11 protein-coding genes are annotated in these 20,797 nt (G+C 74.1%); 8 read left to right on the forward strand and 3 right to left on the reverse strand.

Annotation, left to right across the window (positions count from 1 at the left end; translation table 11 throughout):
* Window positions 1-43 precede the first annotated feature (43 nt).
* The 7 genes from ACIBJF_RS32185 (at window position 44) to ACIBJF_RS32215 (ending at window position 15,571) form a co-directional block, all read left to right on the forward strand.
* Window positions 44-898, forward strand: coding sequence for a DUF4132 domain-containing protein (locus tag ACIBJF_RS32185; RefSeq protein WP_399178991.1), 855 nt, complete (start codon window positions 44-46; stop codon window positions 896-898).
* A complete protein-coding gene (locus tag ACIBJF_RS32190; protein ID WP_399178992.1) occupies window positions 895-5,901 on the forward strand; it encodes a hypothetical protein in 5,007 nt (1,668 codons plus the stop codon). The genes ACIBJF_RS32185 and ACIBJF_RS32190 overlap by 4 nt, the downstream gene beginning before the upstream one ends.
* Before the next feature lie 304 nt (window positions 5,902-6,205).
* Window positions 6,206-7,375, forward strand: coding sequence for an AAA family ATPase (locus tag ACIBJF_RS32195; protein ID WP_399178994.1), 1,170 nt, complete (start codon window positions 6,206-6,208; stop codon window positions 7,373-7,375).
* A gap of 38 nt (window positions 7,376-7,413) precedes the next feature.
* Entirely contained in the window at window positions 7,414-11,187 is a 3,774-nt protein-coding gene (locus ACIBJF_RS32200) for a DUF5682 family protein (RefSeq protein ID WP_399179018.1), read from the forward strand.
* Window positions 11,184-12,917, forward strand: a complete 1,734-nt coding sequence (locus ACIBJF_RS32205) for a hypothetical protein (protein WP_399178996.1) — start codon at window positions 11,184-11,186, stop codon at window positions 12,915-12,917. Before ACIBJF_RS32200 ends, ACIBJF_RS32205 begins: the two co-directional genes overlap by 4 nt.
* Window positions 12,918-13,142: 225 nt before the next feature.
* The gene (locus ACIBJF_RS32210) at window positions 13,143-13,934 is read left to right on the forward strand and encodes a LuxR C-terminal-related transcriptional regulator (RefSeq protein WP_399178998.1); all 792 of its coding nucleotides are present in this window, start codon (window positions 13,143-13,145) and stop codon (window positions 13,932-13,934) included.
* Window positions 13,935-14,386: 452 nt separating this feature from the next.
* Window positions 14,387-15,571 (forward strand): type III polyketide synthase, encoded by a 1,185-nt coding sequence (locus ACIBJF_RS32215; RefSeq protein WP_399179000.1) that lies wholly within the window; start codon window positions 14,387-14,389, stop codon window positions 15,569-15,571.
* 170 nt (window positions 15,572-15,741) lie between these two features.
* Here the strand turns inward: ACIBJF_RS32215 and ACIBJF_RS32220 are convergent, their stop codons facing one another.
* Entirely contained in the window at window positions 15,742-17,898 is a 2,157-nt protein-coding gene (locus ACIBJF_RS32220; protein WP_399179002.1) for a SpoIIE family protein phosphatase, read from the reverse strand.
* 261 nt (window positions 17,899-18,159) lie between these two features.
* The gene (locus ACIBJF_RS32225; RefSeq protein WP_399179003.1) at window positions 18,160-19,023 is read right to left on the reverse strand and encodes an NmrA/HSCARG family protein; all 864 of its coding nucleotides are present in this window, start codon (window positions 19,021-19,023) and stop codon (window positions 18,160-18,162) included.
* A 306-nt stretch (window positions 19,024-19,329) separates the two neighbouring features.
* Between ACIBJF_RS32225 and ACIBJF_RS32230 the strand changes: the two genes are divergently transcribed.
* Window positions 19,330-20,028, forward strand: a complete 699-nt coding sequence (locus ACIBJF_RS32230) for a TMEM175 family protein (protein ID WP_399179005.1) — start codon at window positions 19,330-19,332, stop codon at window positions 20,026-20,028.
* Between the two features lie 347 nt (window positions 20,029-20,375).
* On the opposite strand, the gene ACIBJF_RS32235 is transcribed toward ACIBJF_RS32230, so the two are convergent.
* Window positions 20,376-20,678 (reverse strand): RHS repeat domain-containing protein, encoded by a 303-nt coding sequence (locus ACIBJF_RS32235; protein WP_399179007.1) that lies wholly within the window; start codon window positions 20,676-20,678, stop codon window positions 20,376-20,378.
* Window positions 20,679-20,797 lie beyond the last annotated feature (119 nt).

Here is a 20,797-nt window from a genome sequence, read left to right on the forward strand (position 1 = left end):
TACAGTTCCCGACACTTGATCAACACGGGTGCGGGAGGCACGTATGGGGTGGGTGTCGGCAGGTGACTACGAAGTCGCCCTCGACGGCGGGAAGGTGGTGTGCCGCAACGCGTCCGGGCGGCGGCTGAAGTCGGTGGCGCCGAAGATCACCGACGATCCCGCGGTCGTGGGCCTCAGGCAGCTCGTCGAGTGGCTGGAGCGGCACGAACGGCAGTGCCTGGCCACGGCCGAGCGGTGGATGGTCCGCTCGCTGCCGGTGCCGCTCGCCGTCGTCTCGCGTGTGTGGCCCGACCCGGCGTGGCGGGCGGCGCTGCGCGACCTCGTGGTCACCGGCGCCGACGGGCAGGTCGCCGGCTTCCTGCGGGACGCGGATCCCGAGCGCGGCCTCGGCCTGGTCGACCTCGACGGCGACACCGTCCGCATCGCGCCCGACCTCGTCCGCATCCCGCACCCGGTCCTTCTCGAAGACCTGGAGGAGCTCCGGGAGTTCGCCGTCGAGCTGGGTGTCGAGCAGGGCGCGCAGCAGCTCTTCCGGGAGGTCTGGCACCGCCCGGCGACGCTGGACGCCGAGGGGACCCAGGTCGAGGAGTACGCCGGCGGCTCGTTCAAGGAGCTGCGCTTCCTGCACGGCCGGGCCGCCCAGCTCGGCTACCGGGTGCGCGGCGGGTACGCCGTTTGTCCCGTCCTGGAGGACGGCCGGGGCGTCGAGGCCCGGGTGTGGGTCGGCGACTACGACGGCTACCTGGAGACCGAGACCGGCCCGCTGGTCTGGTCCGACCCCGCCGGGCGGGTGCTGAGGCTCGGTCAGGTCGGGCCGGTCGCCTGGTCGGAGGGCATGCGCATGGCGGCCGCGCTGTATGCGGGGCGGGACATCGAGGACGAGGAGCGGGCGGCATGACGTACGACGAGACCACGGTGGCCGCGCTGCTGGACGCCGGCGCCGTCCTGCCCCCGGGCAGCACCGCGCGCGAGGACGCCGACAGCCTCACCGTCCGCACCTACACGCACCCCGCCCTCGACGGCCGGCAGGTGGTCCGGCTGGTGCCGGGCACGCTGGGCGAAGCGGAGGATCTGGCGCTGGAGTTCCTGGGCCTCGCCCGAGAGACCGAGGCGCCCGAGGTGGGGCAGGTACGCCGGGAGACGCTGGGCTTCCCGGCCTGGGCGCTGGTCAACGACCCGGCCAACGGGCATCACGCGCTCGCACTGGTCAAGGACGTCGAGCGGCTGGCGAGGCAGGCCAAGTCCCGTCCGGGCGCAGCCAAGGAGGGTTTCGAGACGCTCGGCGAGCGGCTGGGCCGGGCCGTGCCGCACTTCCTGCCGACGTTCTACGAGCAGGCCGCGCGGGTCTTCCTGGAGCATGAGAACACCACGTACGCCGCCGCGTTCTTCGGCAAGGCCCGCGAGGCCGAGCGGGTGCACGCGCTCGCGGTGGACGAGGAGCGGCAGCGCGCGGTCTTCCTGGAGTTCGCCTTCGCCGGGGCGCTGACCGTGAAGGCCCTCAAGGAGCATGTGCGGGACCTCGCCGGGCGGCTCGAACCGGCCGCGGCCTGGGCGCAGTTCCGGCAGCTGATCGTGGAGCGCTGTGCGGCCGGGATGCCGCCGTACGCCTCGCTGCCGCAGGACGCGCGAGGGCTGATCAAGGCGGCAGGCCTGACCCGGGTCACCGAGGAGTGCGCGCTGGTCGCCGACCTGATCGCCTCCCCCGCCGCGGTCCGCGCGCCGCGCTCCTTCTGGACCGCCTACCGCGCCGTGCTGCCGGTCCTCGCCAAGGAACGGCCGGAGATCCGGCTGCGGTTGCTGGAGATCATGCCCGAAGGTCTGGGCCGGGACGCCGAGGACGAGGAGTTCTGGCTGACCCTGCTCGCGGAGACCGGGGCCGACCGGCTGCTGACGGACGAGTCGGCGGCGGCCGGGCAGGGCGCCGATCCGGCGGACTGGCTGACCCGCTGGGCCTCCTTCCGCAAGCACGGCGGCTCCTACTCCCGCCGCTGCCCGGCCACGCTCGCGCTGGTGGAGCACATGGCTCCGCTGCTGCGCGCCGCCGGTCGTCCGGTGGACCTGTGCACCGGCCGCTGGCACGCGGGCGCCGATCTCGACCTGCTGGACCTGTGCGCGGCCGAACGCGTCCCGCTGACGCTGCCGGGCGCCGACGTCCCCGTGTATCTGCCGCTGCCCGAGTGGCTGCTGGACACCCGCGCCGGCCGGCGTGACCTGGCCGCCGTCGCGGCCGACCCGCGGCTGCGGCGGCTGCTGCACCAGGCCGTGGACAAGGTCGGCGGCCATCAGCGCGGCGAGGGGATGCTGAGGACGATCGCCGCCCATCCGGTCCTGTCCGAGGTGCTGCGGGAGTGGCTGGAGGAGGCCGTCGGCGACTTCACGCGCGCGGCGGGCCTGCCGGGCGCCCGTGCGGCGCTGGACCGGCTGCGCCCCTTCCGGGTGATCGCCTCCGAGGTCGCACCGGACGCGGTGGACCGGGTGGCCGGCCGCGAGGTGGCCCCGCTGCTCGTCCGTACCGTGCGGGCGGGCATTCTCGACGAGCTGGGCTGGCCCGCCCTCGATGAAGCGCTGACGTTGCTGGACGGCCACAGCAGGAAGGGCGAGGACAACTCGCTGACCGTGCACGAGGCCTGGCCCGCGCTGATCCTCTGCCTCGGTCGGAAGGCTGTCGTCGTCGGCCCGGAGCGGATCCTGCTCGACCACGACCTGCATCTGCCCCATGACCTGGACCGCTGGCAGCGCCCCCGCTTCCGGTACGTGGACGGGGAGCTGCTCGTGATGTGGCGGCACGGCGGCAAGCAGTACGGCTACTGGTCGGCCCGGCCCGCCGACGTGTTCCAGCTCGGCGGCGAGCAGCTGCCCACCTGGTGGTCCGGCCAGGAGGCCGTCGTGCCGTCGATCCCGCTGGCCGGCGGTGGACGCGCCACCGGTGGCCGCACCCTGCACGCGGGGGACACGGAGCTGCCACCGTGCCGCGCGATCATCGGCGACGGCACCACCCTGTGGCGCCAGGGCCGGCAGGGCAGGCGGACGGTGTGGCTGGAGTACGACCCGGTGACCGGCACACACGGACGCGCGTCGCTGCCCGCGCTGCTGCGCTCGGCCGTCCGCGAGGACGCCGAACTGCTGCCCGGCGTGTGCGAGGTCCTTCCGCTGCAACCGGGCCTGGAGCACAGCCCGTTCGGCACGGACGGCACGGTGCTGGGGCGCTGGGTGCGCAAGGAGGGCGAGGGCGCCGAGGGGCGCCGTACCGCCGGGACGCCGGACGGGCGGACCGTGTCGGTCGCGGTGGACCACGAGGGCCGGGTGGGTGTGCCCCTCGGTGCGCTGCGGCTGCCCGGCGGCGCCGAGCCGATCGTCGCCCACCTGGGCGGCTACCGGGCGCAGTTGACCGGCACGATCGGGCTGTACGCGGGCGACGACACCTCGCACACCGGTCTGCTGGGCCGGCTGACGCCGAACGACCGCGGCGGTGAGTACGCCGCCGGCACCCGGTTCGTGCCCCCGCTGCCCTTCTGGCACGCGCTGCGCCCGCGCGACGAACAGGGCTCGGCGGTGCTGCGCGCCCTGGCCGACGAGCAGGCCGCAGAGCTGCTGCGGCTCACGGCAGAGGCGCTGAAGCTCCGCCAGGAGGCGCTGAAGGCGGCCGGTTCGGACGAGACGGCCAAGGCCGCCGTGCCGACCGCGGACGCCGTGGCCCTGAAGGCCGTCGAGCACGTCCTGCCGGCCCTGACGGACGAACGGCTGCGCATCGGCGTCGCCACGCTCGTCAGATCGGCGCTGCGCATCGCCGACTCGGCCACCACCTTCGCGACTCCACCGAAGGAAAGGCCGGTGCAGGCGCGCAACCGGACCAAGGGCATGTTCGCCGACTACAGCCCAGCGCACGGTGACGACCGCTCCTTGTACTCCGCCGTGTCCGGTGTCGTCGGGCTGCGCGGCGGATGGTACGGCGAGCGGTGGAGCATCCTCCGCCAGATCCGCGCGGTGAACCACGTGCTCTCCGGCAGGCCCGCCGACGGCAAGCCGCTGCCCGGGCTGGCCCGCATCGGCGCCCTCACGGACGGCTGGACCAGCGAGGAGCACACCGTCCCGGCGATCGGCATGATGTGGCCGCCCGTCCTGGGCGCCCTGCGGGCGCTGCTGTACCGGGCCGCCTCGCCCGCATTGACCGACGCCCAGCGAGAACCGCTGCTGTTGCTGGCCGAGGCCCTGGCCGAGGGTCCGCTCGTCGAGGCGGGCGGCACACTGCGGGAGGTCGTGCTCAGCGAACCGCAGGCGGAGCAGCAGCAGCGCTCCGGACAGGTGCTGCGCCGGGCCGGCCGCACGGTGGTGATCCTCGGCTCCCACGGCGTCGACACGCAGCGGGAACGGGTCAAGTGGCTGGCGCTGGACCACGATCCGTCCGGGGCGTTCGGCGCGGTCGCGCACTTCACGCTGGAGCAGGAGACGCGGTACACCCCGACGATCTCAGCCGAGGACCTGACCGCCGTCACCCACCTGATCCGCGACAAGGGCGCCGCGCCGTGGCAGCCCGCGGCGCCCGAGGCGCTGGAGGCGGCGACCGGCGGCGCGCTGGGCCCGCTGCAGGCCACCGTGCTGCTCGCCGGGCTGCCGCAGCAGCCCTCTGCCGAAGGCCTCGCCACCATGGGGCTGAAGCCCCGGCAGCGGGAGTTCGGCGCCGCGCTGCTGCACGGTCTGGGGATGGAACGGCGCTCGGCGCTGATGGGCGCGCTGCTGCCGGACGATCCCGCCGCCCTGTGGACGACCGGCCCCGACACGCAGGCCGCGGGACGGATGTGGGCCGACCGGTTCGGTTCGCTGGTCCGGTTGCCGGAGGACCTCGGCGCCGAGCTGGCCGGCATGGGCGCCGGAGGCGCCGGGGACGTGCTCAATCCGTCCCTCACACCGTGGCTGAGCCGCACCACGGTCCTGCGTCCGGACAAGGACGGCACCCTCGTCCCGGAGGACCCCGAGGCGATGCCGAACGGCTACGCCCTGACGGGTGCCGTCGGCGCGCTCTGCGCACTGGCGTACGTCCTGCCGTACGGCCATCCGTTGCGTGCCGCCCTTCCGGAGGGCCTCGCCGCGGTGCGGCGCCGGATGTCCGACCCGGAGCTGATGCTCGGCCTGGACGTGGAGTTCACGGAGAAGGGTGGCTCCACCGCCGTGGAGCTGCGCAAGGTGTACGGACTGCCCGCGACCGGCGGCGCGGACGCCCACGGCACCACCCGGGTCGGCGAGGCGCTCGCCCTGCGCCCCTCGTACCGCGACACCGAGACAGTCCTGGTGCGGCCCGCCGGACTGACCGGACCCGACGACGCGGTGTTCGGGCTGCTGGAAGGCCTGGTGGGTGCACAGCGCGGCCACGGCCTGCGCATGCTCCGCACGCTTCTCTGCGAGGAGCTGGGTCGCGCCGTCGCGGCGGGCACCGAGGGCCCCACGGGTGACGCCCAGGACCCGACGGCCAGCGTGCCCGCGCTCGTCACCGAGGTGGCCGCCACGCACGGGCTGGGCGAGGACGCGGCCGCTCTCTACCTCCAGTTGCTGGCCCTGCCCGACCCGACGGACCGCAACTGCGCCCGCTGGACCGGCTGGAAGCCCGCGCGCCTGAAGAAGGCCCGTGCCGAGCTGGCCACGACAGACCTGGTGGTGGAGGCCAAGCGGCCGCGCGCCGGACGGACCCTGTTCCTGCCGGGCGGCTGGCGCGACCTGAAGTCGCCCGCGCTGCCGGTGGAGACCTGGAAGGAGGGGCTCTACCCGATTCCGGGCCACCAGCGCGCGATACCGCTGGTCCCGGTGCCGGAGCTGTTCACGCGGGCCTGGACCCGCGTCCGCGCGGGCGACGCCCCGGCGTACGAACAGCTGGCCACCCGAGCGAACGGACGGGGGCGGCGGCGATGACGCCCAGTGCGATGGGCTCCGCCATGTCGGGCTCGGCCGTGTCGGGCTCGGCCCTGTCGGGCTCCGCCTTGATGGGCTCGGCCTTGATGGGCTCGGCCGCGCTCGGCCCCACCGAATCGGGCTCCATTGGGCCGGTCCCCACCGGACCGGGCTCCGCCGCGCCGGGCCCCACCGGATCGGAGTCCGTCGCGTCGGCGTCCGCCCGCCCGCTTGCTCCGGCCGCCGGGTGCCGCGCTCTCGCCGCGCCGTCCGGCCGCGTCCTCACTCCCACCTCCTCCCGCAGCACCTCGAAGGAATCCCGCCGATGACCACCGCCCTCGCGCCCGACGCGACCCGTCAGATCGTCCCGCCCGAGGACCGCTACGCCGTCGAACTGGCCTTTCTCGCCGCACACGACTCCGGTCCGCGGCCGCCCGCCTGGCGGCTCACGCCCCGGGCCGTCGTCACCTTCGTCATGGGCAGCGGCGGCCGGGCGCTGCGGCTGCCCGAGGACGCGGAGGCGCCCGAGGGCGTGCCGCGCCGGCTGGAGATCACCGGCAAGTTCGTCGGCGACCGCGCGCTGGTCGAGCGGTGTGTCGTCACACTGGCCGGCGAGCGGGGCCTGCTGCTCGTCGGCGAGCCCGGCACCGCCAAGTCCATGCTGTCGGAGCTGCTGTCGGCCGCCGTGTGCGGCACCAGTGGGCTGGTGGTGCAGGGCACGGCCGGTACCACCGAGGACCAGCTCAAGTACGGCTGGAACTACGCCCTGTTGCTCGCACAGGGGCCCAGCCGACAGGCGCTCGTCCCGTCGCCGGTGCTCACCGCGATGACCCGGGGTGCGATCGCCCGGGTCGAGGAGGTCACCCGCTGTCTGCCGGAAGTACAGGACTCCCTGGTGTCGTTGCTTTCGGAGCGACGGATCGCCATACCCGAACTGGCGGGCGGCCAGGACGCGTTGGCGCACGCGGCCCCGGGCTTCAACCTCATCGCCACCGCCAACCTGCGGGACAAGGGCGTCTCGGAGATGTCGGCCGCGCTCAAGCGCCGCTTCAACTTCGAGACCGTCGGCCCCATTGCGGACCTCGACGCCGAGACGGCACTGGTGCGCGGCCAGGCCCGGGCGTCGGTGGAACGGGCGGGTGCGCCGTTCCAGGTGGACGACGCCGTCCTGGAGGCCCTGGTCACCGTCTTCCGTGATCTGCGGGAGGGGCGGTCGGCGGAGGGCTGGGAGGTGGAGCGGCCGTCCACGGTGATGAGCACCGCGGAGGCGGTGTCCGTGGCGGGTGCGTTGGGGCTGGCCGCGGCGTACTTCCCGGGCGACCGGGACGTGCTCGGGCTGCTGCCCGGCCATCTGCTCGGTGTCGTGCGCAAGGACGACCCGGCGGACGCGGCGCGGCTGCGCGGCTACTGGGACGGGCCGGTACGGCGCCGCGCCGAACAGGGTTCGGCCACCTGGCGCACGCTGTGGGACCTGCGCACGGTCCTGGAGGGCTGACGGCCGTGTCCCCAGTCTCTCCGCTCGACGCGTCGGCCATGGCCGACCCTGCTCCCGGCACAGGCTCCGGGGCTTTCGCCGACCCCGGCGCCGGCGCAGCGGCCTTCGCCGATCCGGAGGCCGCCGTAGCCGCCCTGACCGACCCGGCGGTGCCCTACCTCATCGGGGTACGGCACCACGCACCCTCGCTCGCCGCGGCCGTGCCGGCGCTGCTGGACGCGGCCCGACCTGAGGTGCTCCTGGTCGAGCTCCCAGCCGAGATGCAGGACTGGCTGCCCTGGCTCGCCCACGAGGAGACCAGGGCTCCGGTCGCCCTCGCCGCCGTACCCGGGAACGGGGGCGGGGGCCCGGCGTTCTATCCCTTCGCCGACTTCTCACCCGAGCTGGCCGCCGTGCGCTGGGCGGCGCGGCACGGGGTACCGGTGATCGCGTGCGATCTGCCGCTGGCGGACCGGGTCTGGGCGGGAGCGCCCGGGCCGGACGGGGTGATGGAAGCGCGGGAGTTGGACGCGCAGGCCGACGCAGAGGCCGCGGCACCCGGCGCCCTGAAGCCGGAGGCCGACAGTAAGGCTGGGGCGCCCCTTCCCCCAGCCCCGCACCCAACCGAGGTGCCGGGAGCCCCCGGCGCCCCGGCGGCGAAGGCCTGCGGGACCGCCGTCGGTTCCGCCGCGGCCGGGCTTACCGCGGCCCTGCGTTCCCGGCTCACCGGCCGCCCCGGTGACGACCTGTGGGACCGGCTCGTCGAGGCCGCCGCTCCCGGTTCCACGCCGGAGGCGCTGCGGCGGGCCGCGCTGTTGACGGGGTGGGCGCTGCGGCAGGAGGCGATGGCCTCGGGCGGGGTGCCGGAGCTGGACCTGCGGCGCGAGCGGTGGATGCGATCGTGCCTCGCCGCGGCCACGGCGAACGGCGAGCGCGCCGTCGTGCTCGTCGGCGCCTTCCACGCCCCGGCGCTCCTGGCCCCGCCCGGCGGCGCGGACGCCGTGGCGGCGGCGCCGGCTCCCGCTGCCGAGAAGGCACAAGGCCCTGACATGGCGTGGACGACCTCCCTCATCCCCTACAGCTACGCCCTGCTCGACGAACGTTCGGGCTACCCGGCCGGCATCCGTGACCCGGAGTGGCAGCACCTGGTGCTGGACGCGTCCGGCGATCCCGTCGCGCTGGAGGACGCGTTGACGCGAGCCGCCGTGCGGGTGTGCGCCGAGTTGCGGGCGCTGGGCCATCCATCCGGGCCCGCCGACGCACGCGAGATCGCCCGGCTGGCCGGTGATCTCGCCCGGCTGCGGGGGCTGCCCGCGGCGGGCCGGGGCGAGCTGGTCGAGGCGGTGCAGACGGTGCTGGCGCAGGGCGAGCCGTACGGGCGGGGGCGGGCCGTGGCCCGGGCGATGGAGAGGGTGCTCGTGGGGACGCGCACCGGCTGCCCGGCCCCGGACGCGCCGCGCTGCGGACTGGCACCGGCGGTCGAGGCGGAACTCGCCGAGCTGGGGCTGCCCGGACCGGCGGACTCGGGTCGGGGGGCACGGGACCTGCGTCTGGACCCGCTGCGTTCGGAGCTGGACCGACGCCGTGAGCTCCTGCTGCGGCGCCTGGCGGTGTGCGCGGTGCCGTACGGCGAGCCGAGGGCGGTCGTCGGTGCGGGCGGCGCCGACGCGCTGACCTCACGCTGGGAGGTGCGCTGGACACCGGCCACCGCCGCCATGCTGACCGCGGCCGGGCTGCGCGGAGTGACGACGGCGCAGGCCGCCGAGGGTGTGCTGAGGGTAGACCGACGCGTCGAGCGGGACGAGGGCGGCCCCACGGCGGCGCAGACCCTGCGGGGGCTGGAGCAGGCGGCGGAGTGCGGCCTGCCCGAGCTCGCGGACGAGCGGCTGGCCGACACCGCCGAAGTGCTGCCGGCCTCCGGCACACTGCCCGAACTCCTGGCGGGGCTCGCGCTGTTGGACCGGCTGCGGGCCGGGCACATCGCCGGACTCGGCGGCGACGAGGAGCGTACGGCGCGGGCGGCGGCCGTCGCCGACCTGCTGACCGCCGCCGCGGTGCGCCAGGTCGACGGGCTCACCGGCTCCGAGGACCCGGCCGACGCCCACGCTCTGCTGGAACTCGCCCACCGCGCCGACCCGTTGGGCGGCATCCGGCTCACGGACGCGCTGGCCCGGCTGGCGGCCGACGGTTCCCCGCTGATGCGGGGCGCCGCCGGAGCCGTACGCGTGCTGCTGGGACAGCAGGAGGCCCAGGCGTTCGGCGACCGGGTCGCCTCCTGGGTGGACGGCGCCTGCGACGCCGGGTCCCGTACGGCGCTCACCGCCCGCCTGACCGGTCTGCTCACCGCGGCGGGGCCGCTGCTGGAGTCGGCGGCGCCCGCGCTGGAACCGCTGCTGCGCCGGGTCGTGGAGCTGTCCGATGGGCACTTCCTGGACCGGTTGCCGGCGCTGCGCGGCGGCTTCGACACACTCAGCCCGGCCGCCCGCGACCGGCTGCTGGCCACCGTCGAGCAGCGTCTGGACGGAGAGCGTCCGGACGACACCGGGGGCGTCGATCCCGCGACCCTCGCCGTGTGGACCGGCGCCGACGTCGCGGCCCGCGAGACCCTGGCCGCCCTGGGACTCCTCCCGTCCCAGCGGCCCGCCGAGGCCACCGCCCCGACGAAGGCCGAGGATGCCGCGACGTCCGTCCCCGTGGGCGCCGCCGACGACGGCCACCGGCTCGCCCCGGCCGACCGATGGCGTCTGGTGCTGGGCCGCGGGAGCGGCCGGCTGTCCGGCCCGGCGCAGCGCCTGGCGACCGCTTTGGACGAGTTGTACGGCAGTGGACACGGCGAGGGCAGCCGTGGAGATCTCTCGGGCCGGGGCGGCGCAGGGCCCGGTGGCGGGCGCGGGGCGCCGTACCCGGGGGTGCGGGAGTGGTCCGAGGAACTGGCGGCGCTGTTCGGCCCGGGCATCCGGGAGGAGGTGCTGGCGGCGGCTGCCGCGGCCGGCCGCCAGGATGTGTTCGCGGAGCTGGATCCGGACAGCGTACGGCCCTCCGTCGACCTGCTGCGCTCGGTGCTGCGGCACGCCGGCGGCCTGCCGGAGGCCCGGCTGGCCGCGCTGCGTCCGCTGGTGCGGCGCCTGGTGGACGCCCTGACCCGGCAGTTGGCGACCCGGCTGCGCCCCGCGCTGCACGGCACCGCCCTGCCCCGCCCCAGCCGGCGCCCCGGCGGCGGACTCGATCTGCCGCGCACCCTGCGGGCGAACCTGGCCACGGCCCGCCGGATGCCCGACGGCACGGTCCGGGTCGTTCCCGAGCGGCCCGTCTTCCGCAGTCGTGCCCGTAGGTCGGCCGACTGGCGGCTGATCCTGGTCACCGACGTGTCGGGGTCCATGGAGCCGTCCACGATCTGGGCGGCGCTCACCGCCTCGGTACTGGCCGGGGTGCCCACCCTGTCCACGCATTTCCTGGCCTTCTCCACCGAGGTGATCGATCTGACCGACCACGTCGAGGACCCGCTCTCCCTGCTCCTGGAGGTCAGGGTCGGCGGCGGCACCCATATCGCCGCCGGGCTGCGGCACGCACGGGAACTGGTCACCGTGCCCTCGCGCACGCTCGTCGTGGTCGTCAGCGACTTCGAGGAGGGCTACCCGGTCGGCGGGCTGCTCGCCGAGGTCCGCGCCCTGGTCGGCGCCGGCTGCCATGTGCTGGGCTGCGCGAGCCTCGACGACGCGGGCCGCCCCCGCTACTCCACCGGGGTGGCCGGGCAGTTGGTGTCCGCGGGCATGCCCGTGGCCGCTCTCAGTCCGCTCGAACTCGCCCGCTGGGTAGGGGAGAAGATCGCATGAGCCAGGGCACGAGGCAGGAACTGCCGCCGGTCGCCGCGTCCGTGACCGCCGGACTCGTCGCGGCGCTGTCGCCCCGGCTGCGCAAGCGCCTCGACGCGGGCATCGCCAAGCTGGCCGACCGGCCCGCGGTCCGCGACGGCGACACGGTTCGCATCTCCCTGGACGACGACACCGACCTCGAACTGCACGCCCCGGACGGCACGGTGACCGGAGCGGACGCCATCCGCTGCGGCTGTCTGCTGGCCCCGGACTGCCTGCACCGCGCGGCGGCCGCCTCGGCGGCTCCCGTCGCCTCGGAGACCAAGCCCGAAGCGGATGAGGGCAGTTCGCAGGAATCGACGGCCGCCGCCGACGAGGTGCCGGCGGAACCGGAGACAGCAGACGCCGGGCAGGTCGCCGCGGCCTTCGCACTCCACGCCGCCGCGGCCGCCGTGCTCGAAGCCGGTGCGGGCGGTGCGGGCGCCGTGCTCCAGGCGGAGCTGCTGCGGGCCGCCCACACGGCGCGACTCGCGGGCCTGCACCGGGCCGCCGCCTCGGCCGTCTCCGTCGTCACCGCGCTGCGCGCGGCCCGCGCGGCCGATCCGGCGTACCGCCTTGCGGACCTGGTCGGCGGCCTGCGTGACGTCCTGTCCGTGGCCCACCGCGTCCCGCACGCCACCGGCGCCGAACTGGCCGCGCTGCGCGGCACCGCACGGCAGCCGTACCGCCCGGACGGCTCGCTGCGGCTGTACGGCCTGTTCTCCGAGCCAGTGCTCACCGCGAGCGGCTACGCCGGCGCGGTCACCTGGACCGCGGACGCCCAGGGCCGGTTGTACCAGGTGTCCGATGTCGCTCCGGGCGGTGCCGGGCGTGCGGTGGGCTCGGCCGACCGGGCGGTCCGGCTCGGTGACACGGCCCTGACCCACCGGGAGCTGTCCCGTGCGGGCCTCGCGGTGTCGGGGGCCACGGTCTCCCCCACCGGCCGGCTCGGGGCGGGCGCCGGCGTGCGGGCGGTCGGGGCGTCCGGGGCCGGCTGGCGCGAGGAGCCGCTGGACCGGCTCTGGGCGGTCCCCGTGGCCGAGCAGCTCGCCCGCGCGCTGAGCGGCGGCCATGACCTGCTGTTCCTGGAGGTCACCCTGCTCGGTACGGCGGCGGAGGCGGCCGGTGACTGTCTGCTCGCCGGTAGCGGGGGCGTCGTACTGCGGCTGACCGCCGCCCACGACCACCCCGCGCTTCCGCACCGGGACAACCTGCGTCTGCTGGCCGGCGCCCGGGGCGCCACACTCCGGGTCGTCGCCCGGCTCACCCCGGCCCCGCACCCCCGGGCCCAGCTCCTCGCCACCGAGCATCCGGCGCGGTCCGGTACCCGGATCGACGTCGGCCTGGACCGGCTGCAACGCGCGGACCTCCCCCCCGCGCCCGCATCCCCGGTGCAGGCGGCGCCGAGCGCCGAGGAGGCTCCGGTCCATCTGCTGCGCCGCCGCGTCCAGCAGGCCGTCTCTGGCGGTCGGCGGGTGCTGTCCCTCGCTGGTGACACGGCCGCCGACGCCCGGCGGCTGAGCCGGTCCGGGCTGGCCACCGCGGGCAGTCTGCTGGAGGAGCTGCACGCGGCGGCCGCGGAGCGCTCCCGCGATGTGTTCGGCCGCCTCCTGCCGGCGGATCCGGGCCGCTTCGCCCGCGCCTGGCTGGCGGCGGCCCGCTATACCGAGGAGGTGGACCGCGCGCTCTGCGTCGCGGCCTGGGCGGGATAGCGTGAGAGAGTCCCGGTGGGAGTGCGGGGACTCGGAGCGAGGGGGCGAAGAGAGACGACACCGGCACGGGCCGCCGTTCCCCCGTGCCGGCGGCCCGCCGGGCGTCCGCCCGCACAGGCCGGTGCCGCCGGGTTGCAGTGTGCGGGAGCCGGGGGCCGCGGGGGTATGCGTACAAGTACGTATGCGGAGGGCAGGACGCGCCGCGAGGCAGCCGGAGAGGATCAGGTGGGGCTGGACAAGGCCTACGAACGCATGACGGCGGTCGCCGTTGCGGCGCTGCACGAACGGGAGCCCGCGCGCCTGTGGCCGATGCTCGCCGGTGCCCTGGCGGACCTGTGCGGCGGGGAGGCGGTCATCCACAAGCTCGACGACTGGAGCGCGCATGCGGGCACGATCGGCGCGGCACCCGACGCCGCCGCCGCCGAGCTGGAGCGGCTCGGGGAAGCGGACCTGGCCCTGCTCCGCGCGGGCTATCCCTTCGCGCGCCACTACGCGAACAGGGCCGACCGGCTGCCCGTCACCGCCCGTCGGGCGGCGGGGCGGCGCTGGCCGGGCAGTACCACGGCGCGTCTGCTCGGCGAGGTGCTCGACGTCGACCACGTGCTCGGCGTGCCGCTGGCCGACAGCACCACCCCGGTCACCGGGTGCCTGGTCTATCGCGCCGGTACGGACTTCACCGACGACCATCTCGCCATGGCGGAGCGCGCGCAGCCGCTGCTGGCGGCCGTGGAGCGGCAGCGGCGGCTGCTGGAGGAGTGGCGGCGCGGGCTCGGCCCGGGCGGGGCACCGGACGAACGGGCGGCGGACTGTGCGCTGACGCCTCGCGAGACGACCGTCCTGCTGCTGCTCACCGACGCGCTCACCGCCGATGCCATCGGCCGTCGGCTCGGCATCTCCGTCCGCACGGTGCACAAGCACGTCGAGAACATCTACCGCAAGCTGGGCACCCGCGACCGTCTGGGCACCGTGCTGCGAGCCCAGCGACTCGGTCTGGTGCCATCGCCCGGCCCACTCTGAGCCTGGGCGCGGCCCGGCCTGTGCGATTCGTCACGGTGGAGCGATCCGCCGAAGCCGAGCTCTCCTGAAGGGTTGTCAGCCAAGCCGGGAGCCGGCTGAGGCCTTTGTACGCGTACCCGCAGGCCTCTACGCCCACCGTCGGCGCACCTTTCCCACCGGGCGGACGCTCGTCGCCGCCTGTCCGCCTGCCGTCAACTGACGGCAAGTCAGGTGCAACCTGCGGAGCCGCTCGTTGGACCCCGTGTCAGTGGTGTGTGCCGTGTCACGCATCTCAAGGCCGCCCAAGTTGTGTGCATCACAGTGGAAATGTCCCTTTAGCGTCCATGCTCGAAACGGACACCGACTCCCGAAGTGGAGCCTGTCGGCACCGTCTTGGGCGCGACGTTACAAAGTGACCCACGACACAGCACTCGCGACATTCCTGCTTGTTCCCCCCGGAAAGGTGCACCATCATGGCCGCTTACCTCTGTCCTCCTGCCGTGATACACGGCGAGCACACCGTGAAGACCAGCGAGATCGTGGCGGAGGTGCGTGACCGGCATCCGCATGCGGCGTGGGCGCCGCGGATCGACGGCATCGCGGCCAGCACGGGCATCGAGACCCGCGGGTGGATGCTGCCGCTGGAGACCGCCGTCGCACCCGGCAACGGCGGCGGCCTGCAGGCTGTCGGCATCGGGTCGGCCCAAGAGGCGCTGGCGCGCGACGGGTTCACCCAGCAGGACGTGGACCGCGTGATCGCCGCACTTGAGTCGATACCCGGGCCGCAGACCGTCCAGGAGCGCACCGCGCCGGCCTGGGAGGCCGTGCAGTCCTACGGGGAGCGCGCGGCGCGCGGAGCCCTGCAGATCGCCGGGCTGGACGCCGCAGACGTCGACTGCCTGATCACCAGTCACTCCACGACCCCGGCGCTGCCGGGTCTGGACGTCGCCCTGGCCAACAAGCTTGCGCTCCGCAACGACGTGATGATGCTGCCGGCCACGCAGTGGGCCTGTATCGCGGGGACCCGCTCCCTGGCGCTGGCGGCGGATCTCGTGGCCGCGGACCCCGACCGGGTGGTCCTGGTCGTGATCGCGGAAGCGCTGAGCACGACCTACCAGCCCGCGGACGACACGCTCGAGTCCCTGATCGTCCGGCTGCTGTTCGCGGACACCGCGGTCGCCACGGTGGTCACGGGCCGCCCGCGGCGCGAGTCGGTGCTCCGGCTGGACTCCGCCTGGCACCACACCCTGCCCGGCACCCAGGACCTGCACCGCCTGGAGACGAGGGCGGACGGCACCCACTTCGTGATGGACCGGCGGGGGCCGCGCGCCGTCCAGGAGACGGTCAGCGCGATGTGGGAGTGGCTGCGCGTCCGCTACCAGGACGACCCCGACTCCTGGCACCCCGACGTCCTGCTGGCGCACCCCGGCGGGACCCGAGTGCTGGAGTACATGGAGCAGACGATGCCCGACGCGTGGCCGTCGGGGCTGCTGGACTACAGCCGGGACAGCTATACCACCGGCAACCGCGGCGGCGCCGCCGTGTTCGACATCATGCGACGGGCGCACGACGCCGGGCAGAAGCCGGGCAGTCGCGCCGTCCTGTACGCGGCGGCACCGGGCCTCACCGCCACCGCCCTGGAAGGGGAGTGGCTGTAGGGCGGGCCCGCGCCACCCGTACCGGCAACCGGGTCCTCCGCATCACCGGTCACGCCACCGGTGCCGCCGAGTGCACCGTGCGTACCGTCGGTGACATCGGGTGACGGGTGCGCCGCCCGCGCCCTCGGCGCGCACCCACACGACGGCCGCACCCCCGCCCCGCACCCGCGTCACCTCGCGACTTTCGCCCAGACGACCTTGCCGGTGTCCGTCCACCGCACCCCCCACCGGCTGGTGAGCCGGTGCACGATGTGCAGGCCGCGACCGCCGTCGTCCAGGAGGCCGCCGCGGCTCAGGAGCGGCCTGCCCTTGCCGGTGTCGCCCACCTCGCACAACAGGCCGTGACCGGCCCTGATCAGCCGTACCGTGATGGGACCGGTGGCGAAGCGCACCGCGTTCGTGACCAGCTCGCTGACCAGCAACAGGACGTTGTCCCGGGTGTCGTCCCTGGTGCGCCACCGCCGCAGCAGCGCGGAGACCTGCTCGCGGGCACGGGCGGGGGCGTCGTCGCGGGCGGGCAGCCGCCAGGTCGCCGTGTCCCCTTTCCGGTAGCCGATCATCAGCGCGAGCAGCAGGGTCACATCGTCACGCGGGCGCGCGGGTGCCAGCGCGGAGACGACGTGCCGTGCGGCCTGCTGCAGGGAGTCCCAGGGGTGCACCGTGGACACGACGTCCGCCAGCCTGCCGATGCCCTCGTCGATCGACACGGCCGGATCCTCCACCAGGCCGTCGGTGTAGAGCGCGAGCAGGGAGCCCGGGGGCGCACCGAACGTGTGCACGTCAAACGGCTCGCGCAGTGCGAACTCCGCGCCCAGGCCCGGGTGAGGGCGGACCGCGAGCGTGCCCGCGTGCCCGTCCGGGGAGACCAGGACCGGGGGGAGGTGGCCGGCGCTGGACAGCGCCACATGGTGGCTGACCGGGTCGTAGAGAGCGATGCAGCAGGTCGACCCGAGGGCGCTGTAGCCGGCCGCCAGCCCGGACTCCGAGTCGTCCAGCAGCGACACGGTCTCGTCCAGGTGCTCCAGTACCTCGTCGGGCGCGAGCCCCGCGGACAACAGCGCGCGGGCCTCCATGCTCAGCTGGCCCATGGTCGCTGCGGCTCCCAGACCGTGCCCGACTACGTCACCGACCACGAGCGCGGTACGGCCGTCCGGCAGCGGAAAGCTGTTCACCCAGTCGCCGCCGACGCCCGCGCTGTCGGGCGTGGCGGGCTGGTAGATGCTGGCGATCTCGATGGTGTCGCCGCCGGTCCGGGGCAGCAGCCGGCGCTGCAACGCCAGCACCTGCGTGTGCTCGCGCTGGTGCTGACGGGCCAGGTCGATGTGGTGGGCGGTCCTGGCCACCAGCTCCTGCAGGTCGAACAGCTCGCTGTCGCGGAACGGGCAGTCCGCCCGCCGCCATACCTCCGCCACGCCCAGCACGACGGGCGGCGTGCCGTCCAGGACCAGCGGTATGCACGCCACACCGGCCGACCGGTCGCCGGGTACCAGGGCGCGCATCACTCGCGGGCTACCGAGGACCCGCTCTACCGCCTCCCGGTCGGGTATGACGATGGCCTGCGGGGCGTCGTTCCGCCTCACCGCCTGCGCCAGCAGGCGACTCGCGTCGCTGGGAAGATCGTCGCCCGGAGTCACGTAGCCGTCGGGCCACGCCCGGTCCGGCACCAGGGCCGCCCGCCGCAGCCGGATGCGCCCCTGCGCCTGCCCGGTCACCCCCTCGCCCGTCCACACGGCGAAGTCGAGGTCGACGGCGGCCACGTCTCCCCAGGCCAGCAGGGACTGCGCGAGCGACTGCGCGGTCTCGCCGATGTCCAGCGAGGTGCCGATCGCGGTCTCGGCGGCGTACAGATGCAGCCTCCTGGCCATGGCGATCAGGGAGACGGTCAGCCCCTCCTGGGGCACAGCGGCGGGCAGGATGCTCATCGAGACCACCAGCTCCGACCCGTCGCCGCGCCGCAGGCGCTGGATCCGGGCGACGTGCGCCTCACCGGTCTCGAGGACCTGCCGCAACCGCCGTGTGACCGTCGGTACGTCCCGGGGGGGCAGGAGATCGACGAAAGGGCTCCCGGCCACGGCGTCCAGGCCCTTGAACACGGGGGCGGCCAGATTGCAGCGGGTGATCCTCAGCTCCCTGTCCAGGTTGACCACGCCGAGAATCTGGTCCTGACCGCCGGCTGCCGGGTCGGGAACAGCCTGGCGGGTGGCGCGGTCGCCCTGCGCGTCGGCAGGACCGGCGGCCGCCGCCGCGCCGCGCGGGATGTAACGCCCCAGGGCGCTGCTGACCAGGTCGAACGGCGAAGAGGACGAAGGGGAAGGGGTAGAGTCCATGCGGCTCTCTCAGCAATCCCCGGCGCAGCGCCGAGGCCGTACTCGGACCCGTGCGGCGGGCCCCGAGATCCCTGACCGCACACCTCATTGAATAACACCGGGGGTCGCTTCGCCCACATCAGCGGATCGCACGGTGAACACGGACAGTGAGGGAATGCGGCGGCCGGTGGGGCCGCGCTCACCCTGGCGGGGGCCGTCGCCCACCGGGCCCGAGCCCGAACCAGCCACTACCGCGAACAAGCCGCGCCTCAGACATGAAGATCACGTTCTACTGCTGGAGTACTGAGCGAACGTGCGGCGCGCCCAGGCCTCGAATCCGGTCCACGGAATTTCCGGGTGAGCGCCGTGCAGTGCGGGAATGTCCACGCGATAGCCGGGTCCGTTCAGGAACATCCACATCGCATGCATATCCGGATTGCTGATCTCTGTCAGCGGTACGTACTCGTGACGGACCTCTCGTCCCAGCACCGCGCCGAGCGTGGCCGCCATCTGGGCGGGAGTGGGCGCGTCGCCGGCCAGCTCGATACGCCGCCCGACATAGGGGGCGGGGTTGAGCAGGACTTCCGCCGCGAAGGCACCGAGGTCGGGGCGGGCCAGTTGCTGCAACGGCCGGTCGGGTGGGAGCGGCAGATCGAGAACGCCGTTGAGGATGCGTTCCGCACCGCCCAGGGCGTTGTCGAAGAAATACGTCGGCCCGAGGATCGTGTAGGGCACGTCCCCGGAGACCAGCTCCGCTTCGATCCGAGCCTTGCTGTCGAAATGGGGTACGCCGCTTTTCTGGTCGGCGCCGGCTACCGAGCTGAACACGAGATGGGGCACGCCCATGTCCCCGGCGGCGGCCAGAATCGCCCGCCCCTGAGCCACTTCCGCCTCCACACCGGCCTCGAAGGGAGTGGTCAACGCGAAGACGCCCGTCACCCCGCTCATCGCCGCGGCGAGCGACACGCGATCGCTCAGGGATCCGGCCACGACTTCGACGCCTTGGCGGGCCAATTCCCGTGCGGCTCCTCGCAGGGGGTCACGTACCAGCGCCCGGAGCCGGGCTCCGCGGCCCAGCAACGCGTCGGCCACGGCACCGCCCTGCCCGCCGGTTGCCCCCAGTACCAGGATCGGCCCGTCGACCATCGCAGAACGTCCTTCCTTGCGGCCAAGCACGGCAGTGGATCAACGCATCCGGCCCCACCGTAACCATCCGTCTTGGACGGCCGACGCAGCCGCGCGGCTGCCCGATGGTATGCACCTCATCGGTCGAGGCGCGGACTGTCATCTTCCTCACCGGCACACCGATGTAGCTCCCCGTATGAGCCTGCCGCCTTCTCACCGGCGCCTACTTCGTGCCCAGAAATGCACAACGCCCTGCCCGGTGATGCGGTGAAGGAGACAGCGCACGGATACTTGTGCACGACATGAGGCAGTACGTCAGGAGCCGGCTTGTCCCGCACCCACCCCCGCAAGTTCTCACGTTCTGAGACCACACGGGCCGAGGCCTTCAGTGACGGTGTGTTCGCCATCGCCGTCACGCTCCTCGTTCTCAATCTCGCCGACCCCCCGCACAAACCGGGCGGCCTTGGCCGGGCTTTGCTGGCTCAGTGGCCTGCTTACCTCGGCTACCTGGCGTCCTTCGGCTACGTCGCGGTGATCTGGCTCAACCATCACCAGGCCTTCGTCCGTATCAGGACCATGGATCGCGGGCTGCATGCCGCCAACCTGTTTCTGCTGCTCACCACGGGGTTGTTGTCCTTTCCGACCGCGGTGGTGGCGGACGCGCTGAGGGCAGATCCCATGGGCGCGGACGCGCGGGTGGCCGTCGCCCTGTACGCCGGCATTGCCGCGGCGATGTGCCTGAGCTGGGTGGCCTTCTACCAACAGATCTACCGCCGACCCGAGCTGCTGGACCCTGATGTGGAGGACACGTACGTGCGGCACGGCCGGCTTCGTTCCTGGGCCGGCGCCCTCGCATACACCGTGGCCGGGCTTCTCGGGGTGCTCATCGCACCGCTGCTGGCGATCACCGTGTTCGTCCTGCTCCCTGTCTTCTACTTCGTCACCAGTGAGGGTCTGCCCGGCGGGACGGCTCCGCCTGGTGCCGGACATCGGGCCGAACAGACAGGTCGTGACGGTGCGGCCTGACGCGCCCTGACACTCGGTGGCACGCTGTCAGCCGGGCGGACGCCGCCGAGCCTCGCCGACCCCGGTGTGACTCGCCGGGACACTCGTGGTCAGGGACATCGGCGCCGACTCCGCAGAGACCTCGAAGACCTGTGGCCGCGACCGGCTGAGGGCCTGTCGGCCGAGGACGAATGAGCCACCGCCCCAAGCCGAGGGCCGACTTCCGCGGGCCTTCCGGAACCGGCCGAATGGCAGGCCGTGTCGGTCTTCTCGCCCGTTCTTGAGGCCGAGTGCGCTTGAGGTTGCCCTTTCAGCCGACACCCTGCTCACTCCGGCGCTGTGCGGGGGTGAAGACGGTGTCGCCCTGGTCAGGAGGGTTGAGCAGGTTGACGACCAAGCCCGGTCCAGCGGGTGGCGCGCCCCTCGACGTCGTAGGTGAACCGCAGGGGCTCGCCGCTTGAGTTGATGACGTCGGTGAGGTTGCCGGAATCGTCGTAGCCGTAGCGCATCACGACCGTGCCCTCGTCGGGCGCGGTGCCCGGGCGGTAGCGGCAGGGCGGCTCGTCCGGCAGGCGCAAGGCGGTGATGCGCGGGCCCTGGGTGCCGACGGCGACGTAGTGGCCGCCGGAGTGGCGGATGCCGAACGGGACGCCCTCGCCGTCCCCCGACACGGATCGCCCCCCTCCAGCACAGGACTGAGCTCGGATCCACCGGCTTGATGTCTGTGGACGGTTTCTCGGGGAACGCAGAAGTGCCTTGTGACCTGCGATGATGGGGTTTCTCTAGGACC

Origin of the sequence: Streptomyces sp. NPDC050743 (genome assembly GCF_044456925.1) — a bacterium.
Lineage (GTDB): Bacteria > Actinomycetota > Actinomycetes > Streptomycetales > Streptomycetaceae > Streptomyces.